Raw genomic sequence first — 24,360 nt, forward strand, 5'->3', positions numbered from 1 at the left:
CACCGACCGGTGGGGGCCCTTCCGTTGCGTACAGACGGTCCTCAGACCGTACGGAACGCCAGTACGACGTTGTGCCCGCCGAACCCGAACGAGTCGTTCAGCGCGGCGATACGGCCCTCCACGGGCAGCTTGCGGGCCTCGCCGCGGACGACGTCGGCGTTGGCCTCCGCCTCCGGGTCGAGGTTCTCGACGTTGATGGTCGGCGGAGCCACCCGGTGGTACAGGGCGAGCACCGTCGCGACCGTCTCCACGCCGCCCGCGCCACCCAGCAGGTGACCGGTCATCGACTTGGTGGCGGACACGGCCATGTGGTCGGCGTCGTCCCCGAACACCTTCCGCAGCGCCTTGAGCTCGGCGATGTCACCGGCCGGGGTCGACGTGGCGTGCGCGTTGACGTGCACGATCTCCGCCGGGTTCAGGTCGGTGCGGTCCAGCAGGTTCTGCAGGGCGTGCGAGATACCGCGGCCCTCCGGCTCCGGCTGCACGATGTCGTGGGCGTCGGCGGAGATGCCCTGCCCGACCGCCTCGGCGTACACCCGCGCACCGCGCTTGGCGGCGTGCTCGGCGGACTCCAGGACGACGACACCGGCGCCCTCGCCGAGGACGAAGCCGTCCCGGGCGACGTCGTAGGGACGCGAGGCGCCCTCGGGGTTCTCGTTGTTCTTGGACATCGCCATCATGTTGCCGAACGCGGCGATGGGCAGCGGGTGGATCGCCGCCTCCGTGCCACCGGCGACGACGACGTCGGCGCGGCCGGTACGGATCATCTCGATGGCGTAGCCGATGGCCTCGGCGCCCGACGCGCAGGCGGAGACCGGGGTGTGCACACCGGCGCGGGCGCCGACGAGCAGACCCACGTTGGCGGACGGGCTGTTGGGCATCAGCATCGGCACGGTGTGCGGGGAGACGCGGCGGACGCCCTTCTCCTTGAGCACGTCGTACTGGTCGAGCAGGGTCGTCACGCCGCCGATGCCGGAGGCGATGACGGCGCCGAGACGGTCGGGGTCGACCTCGCCGACCGAGCCGTCCTCACCGGCCTTGCCCTCGAAACCGGCGTCGGCCCACGCCTCCTTGGCCGCGATCAGCGCGAACTGCGCCGAGCGGTCCAGGCGACGGGCCTGCGGCCGGGGAATGACCTCGGTCGGCTCCACGGCGATCTGTGCGGCGATGCGGACCGCCTGCTCGGCGGCCCACTCCTGCTCGAGGGGCTTGACGCCGGACTTGCCGGCGACCAGACCCTCCCAGGTAGAGGCTGCGTCGCCACCCAGCGGTGTGGTTGCGCCGATACCGGTGACGACCACGGTGCGATTGGTCGGGCTCACGGGAAATCTTTCTCCAACGGTACGAGGATTAAGCGGCGCCACCGCCGGGTGGCGGGGCCGGTCAGCGTCCGGCCCAAGCAGTGGCTCAGGCCTGGTGCTTGAGGATGTAGCTGGTCGCGTCGCCGACCGTCTTGAGGTTCTTGACGTCGTCGTCCGGGATCTTGACGTCGAAGCGCTCTTCGGCGGCGACGACGACCTCGACCATGGACAGCGAGTCGACGTCCAGGTCGTCGGTGAAGGACTTGTCCAGCTGGACGTCCTCAACCGGGATGCCGGCGATCTCGTTCACGATGTCGGCGAGACCGGCGACGATCTCTTCCTGAGTGGCGGCCATGGTGGCGCTCCTTCGTTTTCTTGTTCAGAGGGTTGGCAGTGCTTCCCGTCCCGGACCGGATGATCCGGCACGGAGTGCCTAGGGGAGGGTAACGACAGTGGCGGCGTAGACGAGACCCGCCCCGAATCCGATGACGAGCGCCGTGTCGCCGCTCTTCGCCTCACCGGTCGCCAGGAGCCGCTCCATCGCGAGCGGGATCGAGGCGGCCGAGGTGTTGCCGGTGGTGCGCACGTCACGCGCGACCGTGACGTGCTCCGGCAGTTTCAGCGTCTTCACCATCGAGTCGATGATCCGCTCGTTGGCCTGGTGGGGAATGAAGACGTCCAGGTCGTCCGGGCTGATCCCGGCCGCGTCCAGCGCCTGCTGAGCGACCTTCGCCATCTCGAACACGGCCCAGCGGAACACCGCCTGGCCCTCCTGCGTGATCGCGGGGAACTTGCCCGAGGAGTCGTACTCGGTCCACGCCACGGTCTGCTTGATCGTCTCGGACTTGTCGCCCTCGGAGCCCCAGACGGTGGGGCCGATCGCGGGTTCCTTCGACGGGCCGACGACGACCGCGCCGGCGCCGTCGCCGAACAGGAAGGCCGTGGCCCGGTCCTCGAGGTCGGTCAGGTCGGACAGCCGCTCCACGCCGATGACGAGGACGTACTCCGCGCTGCCCTCGACGATCATGCCCTTGGCGAGAGTGAGACCGTAGCCGAAGCCCGCGCAGCCGGCCGAGATGTCGAAGGCGGCGGCCTTGTTCGTGCCCAGCTTGTCGGCGATCTCCGTCGCCACGGCCGGGGTCTGCTTGAAGTGCGAGACGGTCGAGACGATCACGCCGCCGATCTGCTCGGCGGAGATCCCGGCGTCGGCGATCGCCTTGCCGGACGCCTCGATCGACATCGCGGCGACGGTCTCCTCGGCGTTCGCCCAGTGCCGGGTCTGGATGCCGGAGCGCGAGCGGATCCACTCGTCGGACGAGTCGATCGTCTCGAGGATCACCTCGTTCGGCACGACCCGGGTCGGGCGGTAGCCGCCGACACCGAGGATGCGCGCGTACGCGGCGCCCTTGCTGGGCTTGATCTTCGACATGCTCTCGTGCTCCTTCTCAGGCACTGTGCTCGGCGATGAGCTCGCGAGCAGCGTCGAGGTCGTCCGGGGTCTTCAGGGCCAGCGTCTTGACGCCGGGCAGCGCGCGCTTGGCGAGGCCGACCAGCGTGCCGCCGGGGGAGACCTCGATCAACGCGGTGGCGCCGAGCTCCTTGAAGGTCTCCATGCACAGGTCCCAGCGGACCGGGTTGGCGACCTGGCCGACCAGCCGCTCCAGCACCTCGGCGCCGGTGGCGACGGCCCGGCCGTCCTTGTTCGAGACGTACGTGAGCGTCGGGTCGGCCGGCGCCAGATCGGCGGCGGCCTTGGCCAGCGCGTCGACCGCGGGGGCCATATGGTGCGTGTGGAAGGCGCCGGCGACCTTGAGCGGGACGACCTTGCGGACGCCCTCGGGCTTGTCCTCGTTCAGGACGGCGAGCTGCTCCAGCGTGCCCGCGGCGACGATCTGCCCGGCGCCGTTGACGTTCGCCGGGGTCAGGCCCAGCTTCTCCAGGTGCGCGACGGAGACCTCGGGGTCCCCGCCGAGCAGCGCCGACATGCCGGTCTCGGTGATCGCGGCGGCGTCGGCCATGGCCAGACCCCGCTTGCGTACGAGGGTGAGGGCGGCGGTGTCGTCCAGCACGCCCGCGAAGGCCGCGGCGGTGATCTCACCGACACTGTGCCCCGCGACCGCGCCGGGGGAGATGTCGTCGAGGGCACCGAGTGCCGAGGCCGACAGGATCCCGGCCGCGACCAGCAGCGGCTGGGCCACGGAGGTGTCGCGGATGGCGTCCGCGTCGGCCTGAGTGCCGTAGTGGACAAGGTCCAGTCCGATGACGTCGGACCACGCGGCGACGCGGTCCGCGGCACCGGGGAGTTCGAGCCAGGGGGTCAGGAAGCCGGGCGTCTGGGCGCCCTGGCCGGGAGCGACGAGTACGAGCACTCTCACACTCTCTCTTGTGGGCGGCCCAAGCCGCCCGTGGGGACAGGGACGAAGAACGGGAGGGGGTTTTGTGGGCCCCCGACAAAAGCCTAGGGCTGGAGATCCCCGTCGGCCAGACGCCCCAGGATGAGCGCGATGCGCAAGGTGAAGGCCGAACGTACGTCGGAGGGCGACCAGCCGGTGACATCAGTCACACGTCGAAGCCGGTAGCGCACGGTGTTGGGGTGCACGAACAGCATCCGGGCCGCCCCCTCCAGACTGGACGCCTGTTCGAGGTAGACGGAGAGTGTCTCCAGGAGCGCGGATCCGGCCTCCTCCAGCGGTCTGTAGATCTCCTCCACCAACTGCTCGCGCGCGCTGGGATCACCGGCCATCGCACGCTCCGGAAGCAGGTCGTCCGCCAGCACCGGGCGCGGGGCGTCCTGCCAGGCGGAACACGCCTTGAGCCCGGCGGCGGCCGCCTGCGCGGACCGGGTCGCGGCCAGCAGGTCGGGGACGACGGGCCCGGCCACCACGGGTCCGGCCGCGTACGGCCCGATCAGCGACTTTGCCACGGCGAGGGGGTTGTCGCTGCCGCCCGCGATGACGACGAGCCGGGCCCCGAGCACGCCGGTCAGCACCTGGAGCTTGGCGTGCCGGGCGGCCCGCCGGATGGCCTCGACGGTCAGCTCGGAGTCGCCCTCGGGGGCGGGGCCGAGGACGACGCACACGTGCTCGGGAGCGTTCCAGCCCAGCGCGGCGGCCCTGCTCACGGCTCCCTCGTCGGCCTCACCGCTGAGCACGGCGTTCACGACCAGCGACTCCAGCCGGGCGTCCCAGGCACCGCGTGCCTCGGCGGCCTGGGCGTAGACCTGCGCGGTGGCGAAGGCGATCTCACGGGCGTACACGAGCAGCGCCTCGCGCAGCACGGACTCGTCACCGGGGGCCGCGACCTCGTCGATCGCGCTCTCCATGACCTCGATGGTGGTGCGCACCATCTCCACGGTCTGCCGCAGCGTGATGGCCCGGGTCAGCTCACGGGGAGCGGTCCCGAACACGTCGGTGGAGATGGCCTGCGGGGCGTCCGGACGCCGGAACCACTCGGTGAAGGCGGCGATGCCGGCCTGGGCGACCAGCCCGATCCAGGAACGGTTCTCCGGCGGCATGGCCCGGTACCACGGCAGCGTCTCGTCCATGCGCGTGATGGCCTGCTGCGCGAGAGACCCGGACGACTTCTCCAGCCGCTTCAGGGTCGCGGCATGGGCGTGGACGCCGCGGGGCGCGTCGGGGTCGGACTTGCGGTGTTCGGGTTCGGGCACGGGGACAAGACTGCCTTATCGGGACGTCAGCGCGTGCCGCCGGGTACCGACGAGTCCCCGCCGGCAGGCAGCCCTGGCACTACCGTGGTCCCGTGACGGACGTACGGCGCGCAGCGGAGCGCTACCCAGGCGGGGACCCCGGGACCGGAATCGAGTCGTGGCACGCCTTCTCGTTCGGGCCGCACTACGACCCCGACAACCTGCGGTTCGGCGCGCTGATCGCCTGCAACGAGGAGCGGCTCGTGCCCGGCGCCGGGTTCGACGAGCATCCGCACAGCCACACCGAGATCGTGACGTGGGTGGTCGAGGGGGAGCTGACGCACCGGGACTCCACCGGGCACGAGACGGTCGTGCGGCCCGGTGACGTGCAGCGGCTGAGCGCCGCCGCGGGCGTCCGGCACGTCGAGCGCAACGACGCCGGGACTCCGCTGACCTTCGTGCAGACCTGGCTGGCGCCCCTGGAGCCCGGCGGTGAACCGTCGTACGAGATCGTCCGCGGGATCGCCGACTCGACGCCGTACGCCGTCCCGGAGGCGGGCGCGATGCTCCATGTGCGGCGGCTGGCGGCGGGGGAGCGGACCGCGGTGCCCGACGGGCGCCACCTGTACATCCATGTCGTGCGCGGCGAAGTGCGCCTGGACGGCGAGGAGTTGGGGGCCGGTGACGCGGCCCGGGTCACCGACGCCGAGGAGCTGGACGTGGTGGCGGTGACCCCGGCCGAACTGCTGGTGTGGGAGATGTCCTAGAGGCCGGCGAGCACCGCGTCGGTGAACGCGGGCCACGCCTCGATCGCCCAGGGCCCGAACGCGCGGTCGGTCAGCGCCACGCAGGCCGCTCCCGCGTCGGGGTCGATCCACAGGAACGTGCCGGACTGGCCGAAGTGCCCGAAGGTGCGCGGCGAGGACGAAGAGCCCGTCCAGTGGGGGGACTTGGAGTTGCGGATCTCGAAGCCGAGGCCCCAGTCGTTGGGGTTCTGGTGGCCGTAGCCGGGCAGCACGCCCTTCGTGCCCGGGTACTGGACCGTCATCGCCGCCGCGACCGTCCGCGGATCCAGCAGCCGGGGCGCCTGGACCTCCGCCGCGAACCGGAGAAGATCCCCGACCGTCGACACACCGTCCTTCGCGGGGGAGCCCTCCAGCGACGTCGACGTCATGCCCAGCGGCTCCAGCACGGCTTGCCGCAGATACTCCGCGAACGGAATCTCCGTCGCCTTGGCGACATGGTCGCCGAGCTGCTCGAAGCCCGCGTTCGAGTACAGCCGCCGCTCCCCGGGGGCGGCCGTCACCCGGTGCTCGTCGAAGGCCAGACCCGAGGTGTGCGCGAGCAGGTGCCGCACCGTCGATCCGCTCGGCCCGGCCGGCTCGTCGAGCTCGACGGCCCCCTCCTCGTACGCGACGAGGACGGCGTACGCGGCGAGCGGCTTGGTGACCGAGGCCAGCGGGAAGCGGTGATCGGTCGGACCGTGGGTCCCGAGGACCGTACCGTCGCCGCGCACCACCCCCGCCGCAGCGGTGGGAACCGGCCAGTTTTCGATCAACGCGAGGCTCTGCAAGGACATGCCGTCGAGCGTAAGCGGCTCAGAGCCCGAGAATCATCGTGGGGTCCGGCTTCCGGACGAACCCGAGCGAGACGTAGAGCGGCTCGGCCTCGGGGGACGCGGTCAGCATGACCTGCCCGGCGCCCCGCTCGCGGAACCACGCCAGCAGTTCGTCCATGCACGCGCGCGTACCCGCGCCGCCGGGCGTCCGGATCGGTGGCGACGCTGAAGACGTACCCGGCCAGGCCGTGCGGATTGGACGCCTTCCCGATCCGGTAGTCGACCGTCCCGACGACCAGCGCGGCCAGCGCCCCCGGCCGGTCCGGGTGGTCGACGACGAAGGCCGCGAAGTCCCCGTCAGCCTCGGCCAGCTTCTCCCGCAGCGACGGCAGCGCCTCCGTGTGCCACGCTGTGGAGCCGTCCCCACCGGGCAGGGAGTCGATCATCACCTGACGCAGCCGCAGTACTTCTTGGGCGTCCTCGGTCGTGGCACGGCGTACGAGACTCATGCACCGCACGGTAGCGATCGCAGCCAAGGGGCGTCCTGCCGATTTCTTACCGGTACCGCTTGCTTGGAGTGCACTCCAAGGCCATAGCGTTGGGGTCATGACGGTGATGGAGACCACGGGTACCAGGACCGACAGCTGCGCCGCCCCGCCGCACCCCCACCGGCGGCCGGCGGGCCAGGACAGCTACACGATCAGCGAGGTCGTCGCCTTCACCGGCCTGACCGCGCACACCCTGCGCTGGTACGAGCGCATCGGCCTCATGCCGCACATCGACCGCTCGCACACCGGCCAGCGCCGCTACAGCAACCGCGACCTCGACTGGCTCGACCTCGTCGGCAAGCTCCGGCTCACCGGCATGCCGGTCGCCGACATGGTGCGGTACGCGGAACTGGTGCGCGAGGGCGACCACACGTTCACCGAACGGTTCGAGCTCCTGGAGACGACCCGCCGGGACGTCCTGTCCCGGATCGCGGAACTCCAGGACACGCTCGCCGTTCTCGACCGGAAGATCAGCTTCTACGCCGAAGCCGGTCGCGCCTACGAATCGGAGAAGGCCGGATGACGGACCGCACGATCCCCACCGCACAGCTCGGCGACACCGGCCCCACGGTCGGCGTCCAGGGGCTCGGCTGCATGGGCATGAGCTTCGCCTACGGCCCCACGGACGCGGAGGCGTCCCGGGCCACCCTGGAGCGGGCCCTGGAGCTCGGCGTCACGCTCTACGACACGGCGGACGCCTACGGCCAGGGGGAGAACGAGAAGTTCCTGTCCCCGTTCTTCAAGGCCCACCGGGACGAGGTCGTGATCGCCACCAAGTTCGCCCTGGCGATACCCCCGGACGACCCGACCCGGCGGATCATCCGCAACGACCCGCCGTACATCCGCCAGGCGGTCGAGGCGAGCCTGAAGCGCCTGGACGTCGACGCGATCGACCTCTACTACATGCACCGGCGCGATGTGAACGTCCCGATCGAGGAATCCGTCGGCACCATGGCCGAGCTGGTGCGCGAGGGCAAGGTCAAGCACCTGGGCCTGAGCGAGGTCACCGCCTCGGAGCTGCGTGCGGCGCAGGCCGTGCACCCCATCGCCGCCGTGCAGTCGGAGTGGTCCCTGTTCAGCCGCGACATCGAGGCCAAGGTGGTCCCGGCGGCCCGCGAGCTGGGCGTGGCCCTCGTGCCGTACTCCCCGCTCGGCCGCGGATTCCTCACCGGGTCCTTCACCAACGCCGACAAGGACCTCACCGCCGACGACTTCCGCCGCCAGCAGCCCCGCTTCACGGGCGACAACGCGGCGGCGAACGCGGCCCTGCTGGAGCCGGTCCGCACGGTCGCCGAGGCCCATGGCGTCTCCCTGGGCCAGATCGCCCTGGCCTGGGTCCAGCAGCAGACGGCGGTCCACGAGCTTCCGGTGATCCCGATCCCGGGCACCCGCAAGCCGGGCCGCGTGGAGGAGAACGCGGCGGCCACGGGCATCGAGCTCACCAAGGAGGAGCTGGAGCTGCTAGAGCCGATCGCGGCCCAGGTGGCCGGGGACCGGTACGCGGACATGCGGTTCTCTTCAGCGGGCCGGGAGTGAGCTAGAGCTCCGCCAGCAGCTCCGCCTTCTTCACGGAGAACTCCTCGTCGGTGACCAGTCCGGCCTGATGCAGCTCCCCGAGATGGCGGATCCGTTCGGCGATGTCGGCGGGGTCCCGGCGCGGCGCGGTCGCGGCCGGGATCACCGCCGCGGGCCCTCGCTGCCGTACGGCCGCCAGGACCGCCGCCGCGAACGGCAGGGACTCATGGACCGGCCCGTACCCGAGCCCGAACACCACGGCCGCCGGATCCTGGTCGGCCTGCACCGGCCCCGGCTCGCCGCGCAGCAGCCGCAGGTGCCCCTCGAAGACCTCCGGTGACCGCCACTCGACACCCGTCAGCTCGGACACCGGGAAACTCTGGTCGCCGGCCTTCCACTTCGCCGAGGACGCTCCCGTCCAGAACCAGCGGAACCGCACGGTACGGCCGTCGAAGGACGCCTTCCCGTCGTACGCCTTGAACTGCAACGGCACCTCGGGCGCCGGCACCAGGAAACGTTCCGCCGGCTCGGCGTCCTCCTTCAGGAGTGCGCGCAGCTCGTCCGCGTAGTACTCGGCGAGCGTCTCCTTGTCCGCCGGCAGCACGAGCCGGTACGGATCGCACCCCTCCTTCAGCTGCCCCGCCGCCGCCTCCATGAGCGGATCCGCCCCGGGCCGCGGCTCGGCCTGCAGTACCACCGTGCCCCGCTTGCCCGGCGTCAGCGTCACACCGGAGATCGCCTCCAGGGGGATCCGTCGTTCCCCCAGCGCCTGGAAGACCTTCGGAGTGCGAATCCCCCTTTCGTAGCGGATGAGCACGGAGTCGGACTCGAACTCCCAGGCGGCATGAAATCCGGCCAGTACGTCACCCATGCGGGTCATCGTATTCGGCACGAGCTCCTTCGTCCCCTCCTCGCGCAGACCGCGATTCCTGCGGTCTCTACGCGCGTCCGGCCGTGGCCGTGCCGGACAAACCGGCGCGACAGGCTTCGTCCTCGTGGGCGCAGTGCACCGAGCGGTACGCGCCAATGCCGATCTCGGCGAAGTTGAGCAGACTCTCCGTTCCGGGTTCGAAGTAACCGGCGTGCCCGTCCGCACCCCGCGCGGACAGCACACGCGCGCCGAACGCGGAGGACACCGGGTCGGCGCCGTGGCCGAGCCCGCCCACCTCCATGTACGGCACGTCCTGGATCCAGTCGTCGGCGTCCCGCATCGACCACACGTGCGCGGTGGTGCGCAGGTGGGAGGCGTTGGCGACCCGCATCCCGGGGCTGCCGGCCACCGCGATGTCGGCCACCCGGCCGGGCAGGGCGTGCGCGGCCACTCCGCACACCACGGAGCCGTAGCTGTGGCAGAACAGGGAGACGGGCGAGCTGCCCGGCAGTGCGCGCACCAGCGCGTTCAGCCGGACCGCGCCCATCTCGGCACGCATCGCGGTGGCCGAGTCGATGCCGAGTCCGGCGGGTGCCGTGTAGTCGGCCCAGGCGATCACCGCCGTACGCGTGGCCGGGCTCGCCTCGCGCTCGGCCCGGTAGAGGGACTGAGCCATGCCGACCGGCGCGGAGTAGGTCCGCCTGGTGCGCTGGAAGGTGAGCACGTCGGTGTCCACGCCCGGCACGACCACGGAGATCCGCTCCGCCGTGCCGAGATCGCCGAAGACCTCGGCGACCCGGCCGGAGCCGTCGGGGTCGAAGGCGAGGATGTGGCGCTCCGGGGCGGTCAGCGACTCGAAGCGGTGCATACGGCGGCCCGCCTCCTGCTGACCGGCCGGGCTGAGCCGGGTGTCGTGCATGCGGGTGCGCTCGACGGTCCGGGCCTGGAGCAGCGCGAGCCGGTTGGCCTGGTAGCGCAGGGCGACGGGGGCACCGTTCATGTTGCCGACCGCGAGCGGGTAGCGCTGGGCGAGGCGGACCCGCTCCTGGGAGGAGAGGGCGGCGAAGAACCGAGTGAGCCGGTCGGGGTCGGTGTCCGGGTCCGGCAGCGGGTGTCCGTGGAGGCGGCCGTGCGCCCAGGACTGCAGCGAGGCCTGGAGCGGGCCGGCCTCCCTGTGGTTGCGCAGAGCGGTCCAGCCGGTGGTCGCCAGCATCACGAACACCACGGCCAGCGCGAGCAGTGCGCGCCAGACGTTGAGTTGCGGGGAGGTGTCGAAGGAAGTCACTGAAAGGACACACTAGGAGAACGAGACGGTCTCGGGTTAATCGAGTGACAGGGATCACGTTTCGGTGTAGGGGAACCACTTTCCGGTCAGGGCGGGACCCAGCAGTTCGAGGTGGGAGACCGTCAACGCGCGCATGGCCTCCAGGCTGAACTCCCCGTCGGCCGACCACTGCCGTTCCGTCACCCGCATCACACCGCTGAAGACGGCCACCAGCAGCATGGGCCGCGGGTCGGTGGCCGGGTCGAGGCCCTCGCGTTCGGCGAGCACGCGCGTGAGCACCTCCTCGACCTCCGCCGAGCGCCGCAGATGCGCGGCGAGCAGCACGGGCGTCGACTCGATCACCCGGTACATGCTCAGGAACCGCTCCACCGGGACGATCGACTCGACGACCTCGTGCAGCGTGTCCCAGCCCTGGAGCACGGCCTGGCGCAGGGCCTCCAGCGGGGGTTCGTGCGGCGGGCGGGCGCGTACGGCCTCCACGAAACGCGTCACCGTCATCGCGTCGAGCCCGAGCGCCGCGTCCTCCTTGCCGGCGAAGTAGCGGAAGAAGGTGCGCTGCGAGACCCCCACGGCGTCGGCGATGTCGTCGACGGTCGTCTGCTCGTAGCCCCGGGTGGTGAAGAGCTCGATCGCGACCCGTAGCAGTGCCTCACGGGTGCGCTGCTTCTTGCGTTCGCGCAGTGTTTCCATTGGTGTCAGTTACCGACTTGTGAATTGGTTTGTCAATTGTCAGTGGCTGTCACTAGCCTCGAACACATGACTAGTCAGACCACCATCGATACGACGGGGGCGGGGGACGGCGCGTCGCGGTCCCCGTCGGATCAGCCGCCCGCCTCCGGGCTGCGCGGCCACCCGTGGCTCACCCTCCTGACCGTGGCTGTCGGCGTCATGATGGTGGCCCTGGACGGCACCATCGTGGCCATCGCCAACCCGGCCATCCAGGCCGACCTCAAGGCGAGCTTCGCGGACGTCCAGTGGATCACCAACGGCTACTTCCTCGCCCTGGCGGTCGCCCTGATCACCGCGGGCAAGCTCGGTGACCGCTTCGGCCACCGCCAGACCTTCCTGATCGGTGTCGTCGGCTTCGCCGCCGCCTCGGGCGCGATCGGGCTGTCCAGCAGCATCGCCGCGGTCGTCACCTTCCGTGTCCTGCAGGGCCTGTTCGGTGCCCTGCTGATGCCGGCCGCGCTCGGTCTGCTGCGGGCCACCTTTCCGGCCGAGAAGCTCAACATGGCCATCGGCATCTGGGGCATGGTCATCGGCGCCTCCACCGCCGGCGGGCCGATCCTCGGCGGTGTCCTCGTCGAGCACGTCAACTGGCAGTCGGTGTTCTTCATCAACGTGCCGGTGGGTGTCCTCGCCCTCGCCCTCGGTGTGCTGATCCTCCTCGACCACCGCGCCGAGAACGCCCCGCGCTCCTTCGACATCCTGGGCATAGCCCTGCTGTCCGTCGCCATGTTCTGCCTGGTGTGGGCGCTCATCAAGGCCCCGACCTGGGGCTGGGGCGACGGACTGACCTGGACCTTCATCGCCGCCTCCGCCGTGGGCTTCGCACTGTTCGCCTTCTGGGAGACGAAGGTCAAGGAACCGCTGATCCCGCTCGCGCTGTTCCGTTCGGTGGCGCTGTCGGCGGGTGTGGTCCTCATGGTCCTCATGGCGATCGCGTTCATGGGCGGCCTGTTCTTCGTGACCTTCTACCTGCAGAACGTGCACGGTATGAGCCCGATCGACGCCGGTCTCCACCTGCTCCCGCTCACCGGGATGATGATCGTCGGTTCCCCGCTCGCGGGCGCGTTGATCACCAAGCTCGGCCCGCGGATCCCGCTGGCGGGCGGCATGGCGGCCACCGCGATCGCCATGTACGGCATGTCCACGCTGGAGACGGACACCGGCAGTGCCCTGATGTCCCTCTGGTTCGCCCTGCTCGGCCTCGGCCTCGCGCCTGTGATGGTCGGCGCCACCGAGGTCATCGTGGGCAACGCGCCCATGGAGCTCTCCGGTGTGGCCGGCGGTCTCCAGCAGGCCGCGATGCAGATCGGCGGCAGCCTCGGTACGGCCGTGCTCGGCGCCGTGATGGCCTCCAAGGTGGACGGCGACCTCGCGGCCAACTGGAAGGACGCGGGTCTGCCGGCGCTCACGCCGGCCCAGCTGGACCAGGCCTCGGAGGCGGTCCAGGTGGGGGTGGCGCCCGTCGCCAAGGGCACCCCGCCGGAAATCGTCGCGAAGATCACGGACGTCGCCCACGACACCTTCATCTCCGGGATGAGCCTCGCGTCCCTGGTCGCCGCGGGTGTCGCCGCGTTCGCCGTCCTCGTCGCCCTGCTCACCAAGCGCGGCGAGAACGCGGAGGCGGGCGCGGGCGTCGGTCACATCTGACGAGACTTCAGTGTTCTTCCCCTATCAGGGTGAAGAGGCTAAAGATTTCTCGCCCTCGGTACGCGCCGCAGGTCACAGTAAGTCAAGTCCTCCGCACGGCACGCTCGTGCGGCGCGGAGGACGGACGGCGCTGCGGCGCGCTGCCGGAGGGGGGCGGCGCGCCGCAAGGCCGGAGGATTAACCGCCGGGACCGGGGTACTCGCATCGTTGAACCCGAGACGAACCCAACCAACCAAGGGTGTCAGGGAGTTGATGATGGCGGGCTACGGACACGGAACGCGCAAGTACCCCCGATCACGTGGCCGGACGTGGTCACGGAGCGGGCCGGATCGCGCGACGCTCGGAATCATCGGAGTCATCTGTGCGGTCGCGGGCTTCTTCGTGCTGGGGATCATTCTGGGCCCCGTCGCGATGGTCTGCGGTTGGCTTGCCATGGGCCGCACCTGGTCGGGCGGCAACCGTGCCTGGCCTGCTCTGGTCGCCTTCGTTCTGGGCGCCATCGACACGCTCCTGGCGATCATCTGGCTCGTCGGAGCGGCCACCCCGGGCAGCGGTCTGTTCTGACCCGGGGCGCGTGAGGGAAGGGCCCCCGGTGGGACGACCGGGGGCCCGCCCACGTCTTCGGACCGGAGTTCGTGTCACCCCCCGACGGACGTCTTGCGCAGGGCCGCGACCTCGGCGCGCAGGGCCCGTACTTCCTCCGTCAGGGCCTGGATCGCCTCCGTCTGCCGGCGTTCCTCCACGTCGTCCTTCTCGAACCGCTCGATGAACCAGGCGGCGATGTTCGCGGTCACCACACCGAGCAGGGCGATGCCGGACAGCATCAGCCCGACCGCGATCATGCGGCCGAGGCCGGTGGTCGGGGCGTGGTCGCCGTAGCCCACGGTCGTCATGGTGGTGAAGGACCACCACACCGCGTCACCCAACGTGCGGATGTTCCCGTTCGGCGCGTCCCGTTCCACCGACAGCACCGCCAGCGACCCGAACATCAGCAGTCCCACGACCGCCCCCGCCACATACGTCGTCACCCGGATCTGCGACGCCATCCGGGCCCGCTGCCCCACCAGCAGCAGGGTGGAGACCAGGCGCAGCAGCCGCAGTGGCTGTATGAGCGGCAGCAACACGGCACACAGGTCCATCCAGTGCCGCCGTACGAATCCGCGGCGGTCCCGCGAGAGCGACAACCGCATGAGGTAGTCGACGGCGAACACCCCCCACACCGCCCATTCGACCCCCGTGCACACCGCCGTGAGCGACCGTCCCGCCGAGGTGTCCACGATCGGTACGGCATAGGCGACGGCGAACAGCACCGCGAGCGCCAGAAGGGGCCGCTGGGTGTGCTGTTCCCAACGGACCTGCGCCGACTGTTCCTTCATGACCGCATCGTAAGGAAACGGTAAGGGCGGTGGATCCACAGCTCCACCGCCCTTCGTCCGTTCCGGCCGAGCGCAGCGCTTACGCGTCGCCGCCCGCGGCCCCCGGGTCGGCCGCGGAGACATCCAGCAGCTGGTACCGGTCGATCGCCTGCTTCAGCACCGACCGGTCCACCTTGCCCTCCCGCGCCAGCTCCGTCAGCACGCCCACCACGATCGACTGCGCGTCGATGTGGAAGAACCGCCGCGCCGCGCCCCGGGTGTCGGCGAACCCGAACCCGTCGGCCCCCAGCGACTGGTACGTGCCCGGCACCCACCGCGCGATCTGGTCGGGAACCGCCCGCATCCAGTCGGACACGGCCACGAACGGACCCTGCGCCCCGGCCAGCTTCCGCGTCACGTACGGCACCCGCTGCTCCTCCTCCGGGTGCAGCAGGTTGTGCTCCTCGCAGGCCACGGCCTCGCGCCGCAGTTCGTTCCAGGAGGTCGCCGACCAGACGTCCGCCTTGACGTTCCACTCCTCGGCGAGGATCTTCTGCGCCTCGACCGCCCACGGCACGGCCACCCCGGACGCCATGATCTGCGCCGGGATCGAGCCCGAGGTGCCCTCGGAGAACCGGTAGATGCCCTTGATGATGCCCTCGGCGTCCACGTTCTCCGGCTCGGCCGGGTGCCGGATGGGCTCGTTGTAGACGGTGAGGTAGTAGAAGACGTCCTCACCCACCTTGCCGTCGGCGGTCGGCCCGTACATCCGGCGCAGACCGTCCTGCACGATGTGCGCGATCTCGAACCCGAACGCCGGGTCGTACGCCACACACCCCGGGTTGGTCGAGGCGAGCAGCTGCGAGTGGCCGTCCGCGTGCTGGAGTCCCTCACCGGTCAGCGTCGTGCGGCCCGCGGTCGCGCCCAACACAAATCCGCGCGCCAGCTGGTCCGCCATCTGCCAGAACTGGTCGCCGGTGCGCTGGAAACCGAACATCGAGTAGAAGACGTAGACCGGGATCAGCGGCTCGCCGTGCGTGGCGTACGCCGAACCCGCCGCGATGAGGGAGGCCGTGCAGCCCGCCTCGGAGATGCCGTCGTGCAGCATCTGGCCGGTCGGCGACTCCTTGTACGCGAGCAGCAGTTCACGGTCCACCGACTCGTACTGCTGACCGAGCGGGTTGTAGATCTTCGCACTCGGGAAGAACGAGTCCATGCCGAAGGTGCGGTACTCGTCCGGTGCGATCAGTACGAACCGCTTGCCGAGCCCCTTGTCCCGCATGAGGTCCTTGAGCAGTCGCACGAAGGCCATGGTGGTGGCGATCGACTGCTGTCCGGACCCCTTCTTCACACTCGCGTACGTCTTGTCCTCCGGCAGCGCGAGCGGCTCGGCACGCACGACACGCGTCGGGACGTAACCGCCCAGACCCAGCCGGCGGTCGTGCATGTACTGGATCTCCTCCGAGTTCCGGCCCGGGTGGTAGTAGGGCGGCGCGCCCGACTCCAGCTCCTTGTCGGAGATCGGCAGGTGCAGCCGGTCGCGGAAGCCCTTGAGGTCGTCGACCGTCAGCTTCTTCATCTGGTGCGTGGCGTTGCGGCCCTCGAAGTTCGGGCCCAGCGTCCAGCCCTTGACGGTCTTGGCGAGGATGACCGTCGGCTGGCCGGTGTGCTCCACGGCCGCCTTGAACGCGGCGTAGATCTTCTTGTGGTCGTGACCGCCGCGTCCCAGGTGCAGGATCTGGTCGTCGGTCATGTTCTCGACCATGGCGCGCAGCCGGTGGTCGTCGCCGAAGAAGTGGTCGCGGATGTAGGCGCCGGACTCCGTGGCGTAGGTCTGGAACTGGCCGTCCGGGGTGGTGTTCATCCGGTTGACGAGGATGCCGTCGCGGTCCTGCGCGAGCAGCGGGTCCCAGGTCCGGTCCCAGATGAGCTTGATCACGTTCCAGCCGGCGCCGCGGAAGACCGACTCCAGCTCCTGGATGACCTTGCCGTTGCCGCGCACCGGGCCGTCGAGGCGCTGGAGGTTGCAGTTGACGACGAAGGTCAGGTTGTCCAGGCCCTCGCGCGCGGCGATGGTCAGCTGGCCGAGCGACTCGGGCTCGTCCATCTCGCCGTCGCCGAGGAACGCCCACACATGGGACTTGCTCGTGTCGGCGATCCCGCGCGCGTGCATGTAGCGGTTCATCCGCGCCTGGTAGATCGCGCCGATCGGGCCGAGGCCCATCGACACGGTCGGGAACTCCCAGAAGTCCGGCATCAGCCGCGGGTGCGGGTACGAGGACAGCCCGTGCGGCGCCTTCGACTTCTCCTGGCGGAACGCGTCGAGGTTGTCCTCGCTGAGCCGGTCGAGCAGGAACGCGCGTGCGTAGATGCCGGGCGAGGCGTGTCCCTGGAAGAAGACCTGGTCGCCGCCGTCGCCCTCGTCCTTGCCGCGGAAGAAGTGGTTGAAACCGACGTCGTACAGGGACGCGGAGGACGCGAAGGTGGCGATGTGGCCGCCGACGCCGATCCCGGGACGCTGGGCGCGCGAGACCATCACGGCCGCGTTCCACCGGGTGGCGTTCAGGATCTTGCGCTCGATCTCCTCGTTGCCGGGGAAGAACGGCTCCGCTCTGGTCGGGATGGTGTTCACGTAGTCCGTGCTGCGCATCTCGGGCACGGCCACGCGCTTCTCGCGGGCCCGCTCGATGAGCCGCAGCATCAGATAGCGGGCCCGCTCCCGGCCGCGCTCGTCCACGGCGGCGTCGAGGGAGTCGAGCCACTCCTGGGTTTCCTCGGGATCGAAGTCAGGAACCTGACTCGGAAGGCCGCCAATGATGATCGGATTGCGATCGGATCCGGAAGCCACGCTGTTCCTTACCTGTCAGAGGGCCGTATTTCTGTATGTCTGCACCGCTCCCCATCGTGTACCTCGGGGGGCCAAACGTCATCTCTACTCCGGGGTAACCCCAGGTCCCGTACCCGGGTATGGTTCCCAAACACGCAAAGAGGGCAGAAAGGTGTGGCATGCGTCACGACGTGACCGCGATGATGTGCCTGGAGTTGGGGTGACAGTCCCGGAACGTCACCGTTTCGGCGGTCTGAAACGCCGGGTACTTGCGCGATCCGCCCCGCCCGTGTGGACTACGGCCAATGCTTCGCGCACGCGCGTGGCTGAGACTCCCCCCGAGCCGACGGCCTGGAGGGACCCCCAATCAAAGACAAGACCAGGAGGCAACCCGTGAGCGCGACCGCGGACCACGCGGAGACGAGCCCTGCCGTGAGGCTGGGGTTCCAGCCCGAGCAGGTGGTCCAGGAGATCGGCTACGACGACGACGTAGACCAGGAACTCCGCGAGGCCATCGAGCAAGTCATCGGCAGCGACCTTGTGGACGAGGATTACGACGACGTCGCCGATGCCGTGGTGCTCTGGTTCCGTGACGAGGACGGCGACCTGACCGATGTGCTGGTGGACGCCACCACGTACATCGAGGAAGGTGGCTCGATCCTGTTGCTGACGCCGAAGACCGGCCGGGACGGCTACGTGGAGCCGAGTGACATCTCCGAAGCCGCGACGACGGCAGGCCTGTCCGCCTCCAAGAGCGTCAGCGTGGGCAAGGACTGGAGTGGCAGCCGGCTGGTGACACCCAAGGCGGCCAAGTCCAAGAAGTAGCCCTGTAGAACCGGACGGGCCGGCGCGACCGGCCCGTCCGCTTTCCTGTGGTGATCGCTGCGTAGGGTGGTCGCGTCACTCGAACAGCCCCCCGAAGGGACATCCACGCGATGGCGATCCAGGTCGGCGAAAAGGCCCCCGACTTCGAGCTCAAGGACAACCACGGCCGGACCGTGAAGCTGTCCGACTTCCGTGGCAGCAAGAACGTCGTGCTGCTCTTCTACCCCTTCGCCTTCACCGGCGTGTGCACCAATGAGCTGTGCGAGCTGCGTGACAACCTTCCGCAGTTCTCCGACCGCGACACCCAGCTGCTCGCCGTCTCCAACGACTCCATCCACACCCTGCGCGTCTTCGCCGAGCAGGAGGGCCTGGAGTACCCGCTGCTCAGCGACTTCTGGCCGCACGGCGAGGTCTCCCGCGCCTACGGCGTCTTCGCCGAGGACAAGGGCTGCGCGGTGCGCGGCACCTTCGTCATCGACAAGGAGGGCGTGGTCCGCTGGACCGTCGTCAACGCCCTGCCGGACGCCCGCGACCTGAACGAGTACGTGAAAGCGCTCGACACCCTGTGATTGTTCGCCTCCAGGGACTGCGTGGGCCGGGAACCCGTCACTAGGATCGAATCGTTGATCCGACAGCATCCGACATCGCACGCACTGTGGGGCTCCCGGCCCCCGGACACCAAAAATGGAGGACTCGTGGGAGTCAGCCTCAGCAAGGGCGGCAACGTATCGCTGACCAAGGAGGCCCCGGGCCTGACCGCGGTCATCGTCGGTCTGGGGTGGGACGTCCGCACCACGACCGGCACCGACTTCGACCTGGACGCCAGCGCACTGCTGCTGAACGCGGCCGGCAAGGTCGCCAGTGACGCGAACTTCGTCTTCTTCAACAACCTCAAGAGCGCGGACGGCTCGGTCGAGCACACCGGCGACAACATCACCGGTGAGGGCGAGGGCGACGACGAGCAGATCAAGGTCAACCTCGCCGCGGTCCCGGCCGACGTCGACAAGATCGTCTTCCCGGTCTCGATCTACGACGCCGAGAACCGCCAGCAGTCCTTCGGCCAGGTGCGCAACGCGTTCATCCGCGTCGTGAACCAGGCCGGCGAGGCGGAGATCGCCCGCTACGACCTCTCCGAGGACGCGTCCACCGAGACCGCCATGGTCTTCGGCGAGCTCTACCGCAACGGCGCGGAGTGGAAGTTCCGCGCCATCGGCCAGGGCTACGCCTCGGGCCTGCGCGGTATCGCCCAGGACTTCGGCGTCAACGTCTAGGACCCGTTCACCGGGCCGGTCCTCGGACCGGCCCCGGCTCTCTTCGTCCGGCGCCGCGCGGTTTGCGTGCGGCGCCGGACGTGCAGGACAAGCACAGAAGCACACTTTCGGGGAGGGACAGCACATGGGCGTCACGCTCGCCAAGGGAGGGAACGTCTCCCTGTCCAAGGCCGCACCCAACCTCACCCAGGTGATGGTCGGACTCGGCTGGGACGCGCGCTCCACCACCGGAGCCGACTTCGACCTCGACGCCAGCGCCCTGATGTGCAGCAGCGGGCGGGTCCTGGGTGACGAGTACTTCATCTTCTACAACCAGCTCAAGAGCCCGGACGGCTCGGTCGAGCACACCGGCGACAACCTCACCGGTGAGGGCGAGGGCGACGACGAGTCGCTGCTGATCGACCTCTCCAAGGTGCCGCCGCAGTGCGACAAGATCGTCTTTCCGGTCTCCATCCATGACGCCGACAACCGCGGCCAGACCTTCGGCCAGGTCAGCAACGCCTTCATCCGCGTGGTCAACCAGGCCGACGGCCAGGAACTGGCCCGCTACGACCTCTCCGAGGACGCCTCCACCGAGACCGCGATGATCTTCGGCGAGCTCTACCGCTACCAGGGCGAGTGGAAGTTCAGGGCGGTGGGGCAGGGGTACGCGTCGGGCCTGAGGGGCATCGCCCTGGACTTCGGTGTCAACGTCTCATAACGCGATATGAGCAAAAGCCGGGGCCGGGTGGGGCTTCGAGGGTGCCCGACTACACTTCGCTTCAAAGTTTCGTAAAGCCGAGTGCGGCACGGGGGAACCCCGTACACGTACGGATTGGGTAGCCAGTGGTTCTCAAAACCTTCGGCTGGTCGTTCGCGGTCACCGCGCTCGGCCTGGTCGCTGCGGTCCTCTACGGGGGGTGGGAGGCCTTCGGCATCGTGGCGATCCTCTCCATCCTCGAGATCTCCCTGTCGTTCGACAACGCGGTGGTCAACGCCGGAATCCTGAAGAAGATGAACGCCTTCTGGCAGAAGATCTTCCTCACGGTCGGTGTCCTGATCGCCGTCTTCGGCATGCGGCTGGTCTTCCCCGTCGTCATCGTCGCGATCAGCGCCAAGATGGGGCCCATCGAGGCGGTCGACCTCGCGCTCAACAACAAGGACCGCTACCAGGAGCTGGTGACCGACGCGCACCCGTCGATCGCCGCGTTCGGTGGCATGTTCCTGCTGATGATCTTCCTCGACTTCATCTTCGAGGACCGGGACATCCAGTGGCTGCGCTGGATCGAGCGACCGCTGGCCAAGCTCGGCAAGGTCGACATGCTGTCGGTCTGCATCGCCCTGGTCGTCCTGCTGATCACCGCCTTCACCTTCGCCACCCACGCCCACCAGCACGGCGGCGCGCATGTCGACAAGGCGCAGACCGTCCTGATCTCCGGCATCGCGGGTCTGATCACCTACATGATCGTCGGCGGGCTCTCCGGCTACTTCGAGGACAAGCTCGAAGAGGAGGAGGAACGCGAGCACGAGGACGAGGAACGGGCCGAACGCGAGGGCAAGCCCAAGTCGGCGGTCCTGATGGCCGGCCAGGCCGCGTTCTTCATGTTCCTGTACCTGGAGGTCCTGGACGCCTCCTTCTCCTTCGACGGCGTGATCGGCGCGTTCGCCATCACCAACGACATCGTCCTGATGGCGCTGGGCCTGGGCATCGGCGCGATGTACGTCCGTTCCCTGACCGTGTACCTGGTCCGCCAGGGCACCCTCGACGACTACGTCTACCTCGAGCACGGCGCGCACTACGCGATCGGCGCCCTCGCCGTGATCCTCATGGTCACCATCCAGTACGAGATCCACGAGATCATCACCGGCATGATCGGTGTCCTGCTGATCGCCTGGTCCTTCTGGTCCTCGGTGCGCCGCAACAAGGCGCTGGCGGCCGCCGAGGGAAAAGCCGCGGGCTCGGACGAGAAGACTGAGGTCTCGTCCGGGGTGTGACACCCTTCCTGGTGAGGAACGCTCTGAGCGGGGCGGCCGGCCTCCGGCCGCCCCGCCGGTTTCTCCAAAGTGAACATGGGGGCGGGAATGGGCTTCTTGGACGGACTCCGGGGCGGCCGTGAGGTCGACTTCGACTCGGGCAGCGCGGCCAGCAACGCGATCGAACTGACCAAGCGGCACAACCGGGTCTCGCTCACCAAGCAGGGCGCGGCGACCGGCAACCTCCGCATCAACCTCACCTGGCGGATGCGGACCTCCGACATCGGGGGCTCACAGCGCGAGTCGCTGCTGCGGCACCCCTTCAAGGCCCTCAAGCCGCCGGAGGTCCTCGGCCACAGCCAGAGCATGGTCAACGTCGACCTCGACCTGGGGTGCCTGTACGAACTGGCCGACGGCACCAAGGGGGTCGTCCAGCCCCTCGGCGGCCTGCTGGGGGACGTGAACGCGCCGCCGTACGTGAAGCTCAGCGGGGACGACCGGTTCGGGTCGGCGTCCGGCGAGACGATGTACGTCAACCTCGATCACCGGGACCAGATCAAGCGGCTGCTGGTCTTCGTGTACATCTACGACCAGACCCCGGCGTTCGACCGTACGCACGCCATCGTGACGCTGTACCCGAGCAACGGACCGCGGATCGAGATAGGCCTCGACGAGCGGCACCCCCAGGCCCGGTCGTGTGCGGTGGTGATGATCGAGAATGTCAAGGGCGAGCTCGTCGTGCGCCGTGAGGTGCAGTTCGTGTACGGCTTCCAGGGCGAGCTGGACCGGTTGTACGGGTGGGGGCTGCAGTGGGGGCGGGGCTACAAGGCGAAGGCGGACCGGTGAGCGCCGCTACCGCCCGATGAACTGCGGGCCCTGGGGCGGCATACGGAACTCCGCCGCCGCCGGGACCGGAGCCATCGGGTGCGGGTAGCCGTAGCCCGACGCCGCCACGGGAGCCGTCGCCGGGGTCGCCTGCTGGGGGTAGCCGTAGGCGGGCTGGGTCGGGACCGAGGCCGCCGACTGCGTCGGCTGTTCCGGGGGCAGGGGGAACGACGTGGGTTCGGGCTGGGGCTGGGTCTGCGCGGAGTCGGACTCGTCCACGACGATGCCGTAGTCCGTGGCGAGGCCCTGCAGGCCCTGCACATAGCCCTCGCCCAGGGCGCGGAACTTCCAGCCCTCGCCGCGGCGGTACAGCTCACCGCAGATCAGGGCGGTCTCCTGGCCCGTCTCCGGCTTGATGTCGAAGGAGATCAGCGGCTCGCCGTCGGCGGCCGAGGCGTCGTACAGCAGGATGCACAGGCCCTGCACGCGGCCGAAGGTGGCGTTCTCCACCGACGAGTCGTCCACCGAGGCGACCAGGAGAATCTGGCTGACGTCGGCCTCGACACCGGCGAGATCCGTCTGGATCGTGTCGGTGGGGCCTTCGGCGACGCGCTTCTTGCCGAGGAGCCAGACCTGCCCGGAGGGGTGCCGGGGCTGGTTGTAGAAGACGAAGTCCTCGTCGGATCGCACACGACCGTCGGGGCCGAGGAGCAGCGCCGAGGCGTCGACGACCGGGACCCCCTGCCCGGGGGCCCAGCGCAGCACGGCGCGTACCGTGGTGGCTTCCAGTGGGACGTTCGACCCCTTCAGCATGGCGTGCGTCATGCGGTCATCCTGCCCTCTCGGTCCTGATCACGACAATGCGGGGGTACGGGACACCGATTCATGTCGTACCGGTGTCGACATGGCCGTGTTTGTCTGCGTTACCTGAAATTCATGCCCGGTGGGAACCTCGGACATGGGTACCTACGTACTATTACCGGCCACCTGTGAACCCTTCACAGGCGGCACAGCTACCACGGGGGAGTCATATGCGGCATTTCGGGCACATCACCCCTGAGGTGCGTCAGCGCCTCTTCCACCAGGAGCCCTGCGAGTTCACCTCGGACTCCCCGGCCCGGCTGCTCTCCGCGGCCCTGGGCGCCACGCTCTACAGTCCGGCCACGCGGCCGCGCCTCGCCGACGACATCGTCAAGCAGGCAGGGCTCGGCGTGGTCTCGATGGTGCTGTGCCTGGAAGACTCGATCGGTGACGACGACGTCGCCGAGGGTGAGGAGAACCTCGTCCGGCAGTTCACGGACCTCGCGGAGCGGCAGGTGGACCCGCCCCTGCTCTTCATCCGGGTCCGCCACCCCCGGCAGATCCCCGATCTCGTACGACGGCTCGGTCCCGCCGTCCGGCTGCTGTCCGGATTCGTCCTCCCGAAGTTCACCGAGGAGCGCGGCATCCCCTTCCTGGAGGCCCTCTCCGGCGCCGAGGTCGCGAGCGGGCACCGGCTGTTCGCCATGCCGGTGCTGGAGTCGCCGGAGCTGCTCTACCGGGAGACGCGCGTAGAGACCCTGGAGGGCATCGCCCGCGCGGTCGACAAGTACCGCGACCGGGTGCTGGCGCTCCGCCTCGGCGTCACCGACTTCTGCTCCTCCTACGGCCTGCGCCGCGCCCCCGACATGACCGCCTGGGACGTCCAGATCGTCGCCTCGGTGATCGCCGACGTGGTGAACATGCTGGGCCGCGCCGACGGCACCGGCTTCACCGTGACCGGGCCGGTCTGGGAGTACTTCCGGGTCCAGGAGCGCATGTTCAAGCCGCAGCTGCGCCGCAGCCCCTTCCTGGAGGGCCAGGCCGAGGAGCTGCGCGAGGCGCTCATCGAGCACGCCATGGACGGCCTGCTGCGCGAGATCACCCTCGACCAGGCCAACGGCCTGCTCGGCAAGACCTGCATCCACCCCACCCACGTGCTGCCCGTGCACGCACTGTCCGTGGTCAGCCACGAGGAGTTCAGCGACGCGCAGGACATCCTGCGGCCCGAGCGCGGCGGCGGCGGGGTGCTGAGGTCGCAGTACACGAACAAGATGAACGAAGTGAAGCCGCATCGCGCCTGGGCCGAGCGGACCATGCTGCGCGCCGAGGTCTTCGGGGTGGCCAACGAGGACATCGGCTTCGTGGAGCTGCTCGCCGCCGGAATCTCCGGCTGATCATCAGTG

Annotated in this window: 24 protein-coding genes and 1 pseudogene; 12 read left to right on the top strand and 13 right to left on the bottom strand. The window is 69.4% G+C overall.

What is annotated here, in order from left to right:
- Nucleotides 1–41: 41 nt before the first annotated feature.
- The 5 genes from fabF to ACZ39I_RS02905 all read right to left on the bottom strand — a co-directional run bounded on the left by fabF (nt 42) and on the right by ACZ39I_RS02905 (nt 4,968).
- Nucleotides 42–1,322 carry a beta-ketoacyl-ACP synthase II gene (fabF, locus tag ACZ39I_RS02885; protein ID WP_031055970.1) on the bottom strand — a complete coding sequence of 427 codons (1,281 nt, stop codon included), beginning with the start codon at nt 1,320–1,322 and terminating at the stop codon, nt 42–44.
- 85 nt (nt 1,323–1,407) lie between these two features.
- Nucleotides 1,408–1,656 carry an acyl carrier protein gene (locus tag ACZ39I_RS02890; RefSeq protein ID WP_062042561.1) on the bottom strand — a complete coding sequence of 83 codons (249 nt, stop codon included), beginning with the start codon at nt 1,654–1,656 and terminating at the stop codon, nt 1,408–1,410.
- 78 nt (nt 1,657–1,734) lie between these two features.
- Nucleotides 1,735–2,730 (bottom strand): beta-ketoacyl-ACP synthase 3, encoded by a 996-nt coding sequence (locus tag ACZ39I_RS02895; protein ID WP_467242171.1) that lies wholly within the window; start codon nt 2,728–2,730, stop codon nt 1,735–1,737.
- A gap of 16 nt (nt 2,731–2,746) precedes the next feature.
- Nucleotides 2,747–3,670 (bottom strand): ACP S-malonyltransferase, encoded by a 924-nt coding sequence (locus tag ACZ39I_RS02900; RefSeq protein ID WP_467242174.1) that lies wholly within the window; start codon nt 3,668–3,670, stop codon nt 2,747–2,749.
- A gap of 89 nt (nt 3,671–3,759) precedes the next feature.
- Complete coding sequence (locus ACZ39I_RS02905) at nt 3,760–4,968, bottom strand: PucR family transcriptional regulator (protein ID WP_352383423.1); 1,209 nt, start codon at nt 4,966–4,968, stop codon at nt 3,760–3,762.
- Nucleotides 4,969–5,060: 92 nt separating this feature from the next.
- On the opposite strand from ACZ39I_RS02905, the gene ACZ39I_RS02910 reads away from it, so the two are divergent.
- A complete protein-coding gene (locus ACZ39I_RS02910) occupies nt 5,061–5,714 on the top strand; it encodes a pirin family protein (RefSeq protein ID WP_467242180.1) in 654 nt (217 codons plus the stop codon).
- Here ACZ39I_RS02910 and ACZ39I_RS02915 read toward each other — a convergent pair.
- Both ACZ39I_RS02915 and ACZ39I_RS02920 read right to left on the bottom strand, forming a co-directional pair.
- Nucleotides 5,711–6,526 (bottom strand): serine hydrolase domain-containing protein, encoded by an 816-nt coding sequence (locus tag ACZ39I_RS02915; protein WP_467242184.1) that lies wholly within the window; start codon nt 6,524–6,526, stop codon nt 5,711–5,713. The two genes, ACZ39I_RS02910 and ACZ39I_RS02915, sit on opposite strands and share 4 nt — an antisense overlap.
- A 19-nt stretch (nt 6,527–6,545) precedes the next feature.
- A pseudogene (locus tag ACZ39I_RS02920) lies at nt 6,546–7,014 on the bottom strand (GNAT family N-acetyltransferase).
- 97 nt (nt 7,015–7,111) lie between these two features.
- Here ACZ39I_RS02920 and ACZ39I_RS02925 point away from each other — a divergent pair.
- Complete coding sequence (locus ACZ39I_RS02925) at nt 7,112–7,576, top strand: MerR family transcriptional regulator (RefSeq protein ID WP_125191391.1); 465 nt, start codon at nt 7,112–7,114, stop codon at nt 7,574–7,576.
- On the top strand, nt 7,573–8,589 hold the full coding sequence (locus ACZ39I_RS02930; RefSeq protein ID WP_467242188.1) for an aldo/keto reductase: 1,017 nt from the start codon (nt 7,573–7,575) through the stop codon (nt 8,587–8,589). The genes ACZ39I_RS02925 and ACZ39I_RS02930 overlap by 4 nt, the downstream gene beginning before the upstream one ends.
- Before the next feature lies 1 nt (nt 8,590).
- Here ACZ39I_RS02930 and ACZ39I_RS02935 read toward each other — a convergent pair whose 3' ends face one another.
- Genes ACZ39I_RS02935 through ACZ39I_RS02945 form a run of 3 tightly spaced genes read right to left on the bottom strand, consistent with a single transcriptional unit; the run spans nt 8,591 to nt 11,414 of the window.
- Entirely contained in the window at nt 8,591–9,448 is an 858-nt protein-coding gene (locus ACZ39I_RS02935; protein ID WP_467243302.1) for a DUF4429 domain-containing protein, read from the bottom strand.
- Nucleotides 9,449–9,506: 58 nt separating this feature from the next.
- Nucleotides 9,507–10,724, bottom strand: a complete 1,218-nt coding sequence (locus ACZ39I_RS02940; protein WP_467242191.1) for an alpha/beta hydrolase — start codon at nt 10,722–10,724, stop codon at nt 9,507–9,509.
- A gap of 54 nt (nt 10,725–10,778) precedes the next feature.
- Nucleotides 10,779–11,414, bottom strand: coding sequence for a TetR family transcriptional regulator (locus tag ACZ39I_RS02945; RefSeq protein WP_467242195.1), 636 nt, complete (start codon nt 11,412–11,414; stop codon nt 10,779–10,781).
- Nucleotides 11,415–11,480: 66 nt separating this feature from the next.
- Here ACZ39I_RS02945 and ACZ39I_RS02950 point away from each other — a divergent pair, with 66 nt between their 5' ends.
- Entirely contained in the window at nt 11,481–13,100 is a 1,620-nt protein-coding gene (locus ACZ39I_RS02950; RefSeq protein ID WP_467242198.1) for an MFS transporter, read from the top strand.
- A gap of 252 nt (nt 13,101–13,352) precedes the next feature.
- On the top strand, nt 13,353–13,664 hold the full coding sequence (locus ACZ39I_RS02955) for a small hydrophobic protein (RefSeq protein WP_352384341.1): 312 nt from the start codon (nt 13,353–13,355) through the stop codon (nt 13,662–13,664).
- A 74-nt stretch (nt 13,665–13,738) separates the two neighbouring features.
- Here the strand turns inward: ACZ39I_RS02955 and ACZ39I_RS02960 are convergent, their stop codons facing one another.
- Entirely contained in the window at nt 13,739–14,476 is a 738-nt protein-coding gene (locus ACZ39I_RS02960) for a potassium channel family protein (protein ID WP_467242201.1), read from the bottom strand.
- A gap of 79 nt (nt 14,477–14,555) precedes the next feature.
- Nucleotides 14,556–17,303, bottom strand: coding sequence for a pyruvate dehydrogenase (acetyl-transferring), homodimeric type (gene aceE, locus ACZ39I_RS02965; RefSeq protein ID WP_467242204.1), 2,748 nt, complete (start codon nt 17,301–17,303; stop codon nt 14,556–14,558).
- A gap of 372 nt (nt 17,304–17,675) precedes the next feature.
- On the opposite strand from aceE, the gene ACZ39I_RS02970 reads away from it, so the two are divergent.
- The 6 genes from ACZ39I_RS02970 to ACZ39I_RS02995 all read left to right on the top strand — a co-directional run bounded on the left by ACZ39I_RS02970 (nt 17,676) and on the right by ACZ39I_RS02995 (nt 22,177).
- The gene (locus tag ACZ39I_RS02970) at nt 17,676–18,107 is read left to right on the top strand and encodes a DUF3052 domain-containing protein (RefSeq protein WP_020116104.1); all 432 of its coding nucleotides are present in this window, start codon (nt 17,676–17,678) and stop codon (nt 18,105–18,107) included.
- A gap of 110 nt (nt 18,108–18,217) precedes the next feature.
- Nucleotides 18,218–18,676: a peroxiredoxin gene (locus ACZ39I_RS02975; protein ID WP_467242208.1), complete on the top strand. Its 459-nt coding sequence runs from the start codon at nt 18,218–18,220 to the stop codon at nt 18,674–18,676.
- A gap of 126 nt (nt 18,677–18,802) precedes the next feature.
- Entirely contained in the window at nt 18,803–19,378 is a 576-nt protein-coding gene (locus tag ACZ39I_RS02980; protein WP_007381726.1) for a calcium homeostasis/redox stress adaptation protein, read from the top strand.
- A gap of 124 nt (nt 19,379–19,502) precedes the next feature.
- Complete coding sequence (locus tag ACZ39I_RS02985) at nt 19,503–20,078, top strand: TerD family protein (protein ID WP_352383402.1); 576 nt, start codon at nt 19,503–19,505, stop codon at nt 20,076–20,078.
- Between the two features lie 125 nt (nt 20,079–20,203).
- Nucleotides 20,204–21,352: a DUF475 domain-containing protein gene (locus ACZ39I_RS02990; RefSeq protein WP_467242213.1), complete on the top strand. Its 1,149-nt coding sequence runs from the start codon at nt 20,204–20,206 to the stop codon at nt 21,350–21,352.
- An 87-nt stretch (nt 21,353–21,439) separates the two neighbouring features.
- Nucleotides 21,440–22,177: a TerD family protein gene (locus ACZ39I_RS02995; protein ID WP_280851750.1), complete on the top strand. Its 738-nt coding sequence runs from the start codon at nt 21,440–21,442 to the stop codon at nt 22,175–22,177.
- Between the two features lie 6 nt (nt 22,178–22,183).
- On the opposite strand, the gene ACZ39I_RS03000 is transcribed toward ACZ39I_RS02995, so the two are convergent.
- Nucleotides 22,184–22,981 carry a TerD family protein gene (locus ACZ39I_RS03000; protein WP_467242217.1) on the bottom strand — a complete coding sequence of 266 codons (798 nt, stop codon included), beginning with the start codon at nt 22,979–22,981 and terminating at the stop codon, nt 22,184–22,186.
- A 206-nt stretch (nt 22,982–23,187) separates the two neighbouring features.
- Here ACZ39I_RS03000 and ACZ39I_RS03005 point away from each other — a divergent pair, with 206 nt between their 5' ends.
- The gene (locus ACZ39I_RS03005) at nt 23,188–24,351 is read left to right on the top strand and encodes an HpcH/HpaI aldolase/citrate lyase family protein (protein WP_352383397.1); all 1,164 of its coding nucleotides are present in this window, start codon (nt 23,188–23,190) and stop codon (nt 24,349–24,351) included.
- Nucleotides 24,352–24,360: the final 9 nt, after the last annotated feature.

The sequence above is a fragment of the Streptomyces sp. NPDC024687 genome (assembly GCF_055559055.1).

What these genes read in the sequence shown, in the direction of transcription:
- ACZ39I_RS02985 (WP_352383402.1), top strand. Translation starts at nt 19,503, where the DNA reads ATGGGCGTCACGCTCGCCAAGGGAGGGAACGTCTCCCTGTCCAAGGCC.
- ACZ39I_RS02995 (WP_280851750.1), top strand. Translation starts at nt 21,440, where the DNA reads ATGGGCTTCTTGGACGGACTCCGGGGCGGCCGTGAGGTCGACTTCGAC.
- ACZ39I_RS02890 (WP_062042561.1), bottom strand. Translation starts at nt 1,656, where the DNA reads ATGGCCGCCACTCAGGAAGAGATCGTCGCCGGTCTCGCCGACATCGTG.
- ACZ39I_RS02915 (WP_467242184.1), bottom strand. Translation starts at nt 6,526, where the DNA reads ATGTCCTTGCAGAGCCTCGCGTTGATCGAAAACTGGCCGGTTCCCACC.
- ACZ39I_RS03000 (WP_467242217.1), bottom strand. Translation starts at nt 22,981, where the DNA reads ATGACGCACGCCATGCTGAAGGGGTCGAACGTCCCACTGGAAGCCACC.
- ACZ39I_RS03005 (WP_352383397.1), top strand. Translation starts at nt 23,188, where the DNA reads ATGCGGCATTTCGGGCACATCACCCCTGAGGTGCGTCAGCGCCTCTTC.
- ACZ39I_RS02925 (WP_125191391.1), top strand. Translation starts at nt 7,112, where the DNA reads ATGACGGTGATGGAGACCACGGGTACCAGGACCGACAGCTGCGCCGCC.
- ACZ39I_RS02930 (WP_467242188.1), top strand. Translation starts at nt 7,573, where the DNA reads ATGACGGACCGCACGATCCCCACCGCACAGCTCGGCGACACCGGCCCC.
- ACZ39I_RS02950 (WP_467242198.1), top strand. Translation starts at nt 11,481, where the DNA reads ATGACTAGTCAGACCACCATCGATACGACGGGGGCGGGGGACGGCGCG.
- ACZ39I_RS02935 (WP_467243302.1), bottom strand. Translation starts at nt 9,448, where the DNA reads ATGACCCGCATGGGTGACGTACTGGCCGGATTTCATGCCGCCTGGGAG.
- ACZ39I_RS02895 (WP_467242171.1), bottom strand. Translation starts at nt 2,730, where the DNA reads ATGTCGAAGATCAAGCCCAGCAAGGGCGCCGCGTACGCGCGCATCCTC.
- ACZ39I_RS02960 (WP_467242201.1), bottom strand. Translation starts at nt 14,476, where the DNA reads ATGAAGGAACAGTCGGCGCAGGTCCGTTGGGAACAGCACACCCAGCGG.
- ACZ39I_RS02945 (WP_467242195.1), bottom strand. Translation starts at nt 11,414, where the DNA reads ATGGAAACACTGCGCGAACGCAAGAAGCAGCGCACCCGTGAGGCACTG.
- ACZ39I_RS02955 (WP_352384341.1), top strand. Translation starts at nt 13,353, where the DNA reads ATGATGGCGGGCTACGGACACGGAACGCGCAAGTACCCCCGATCACGT.
- ACZ39I_RS02975 (WP_467242208.1), top strand. Translation starts at nt 18,218, where the DNA reads ATGGCGATCCAGGTCGGCGAAAAGGCCCCCGACTTCGAGCTCAAGGAC.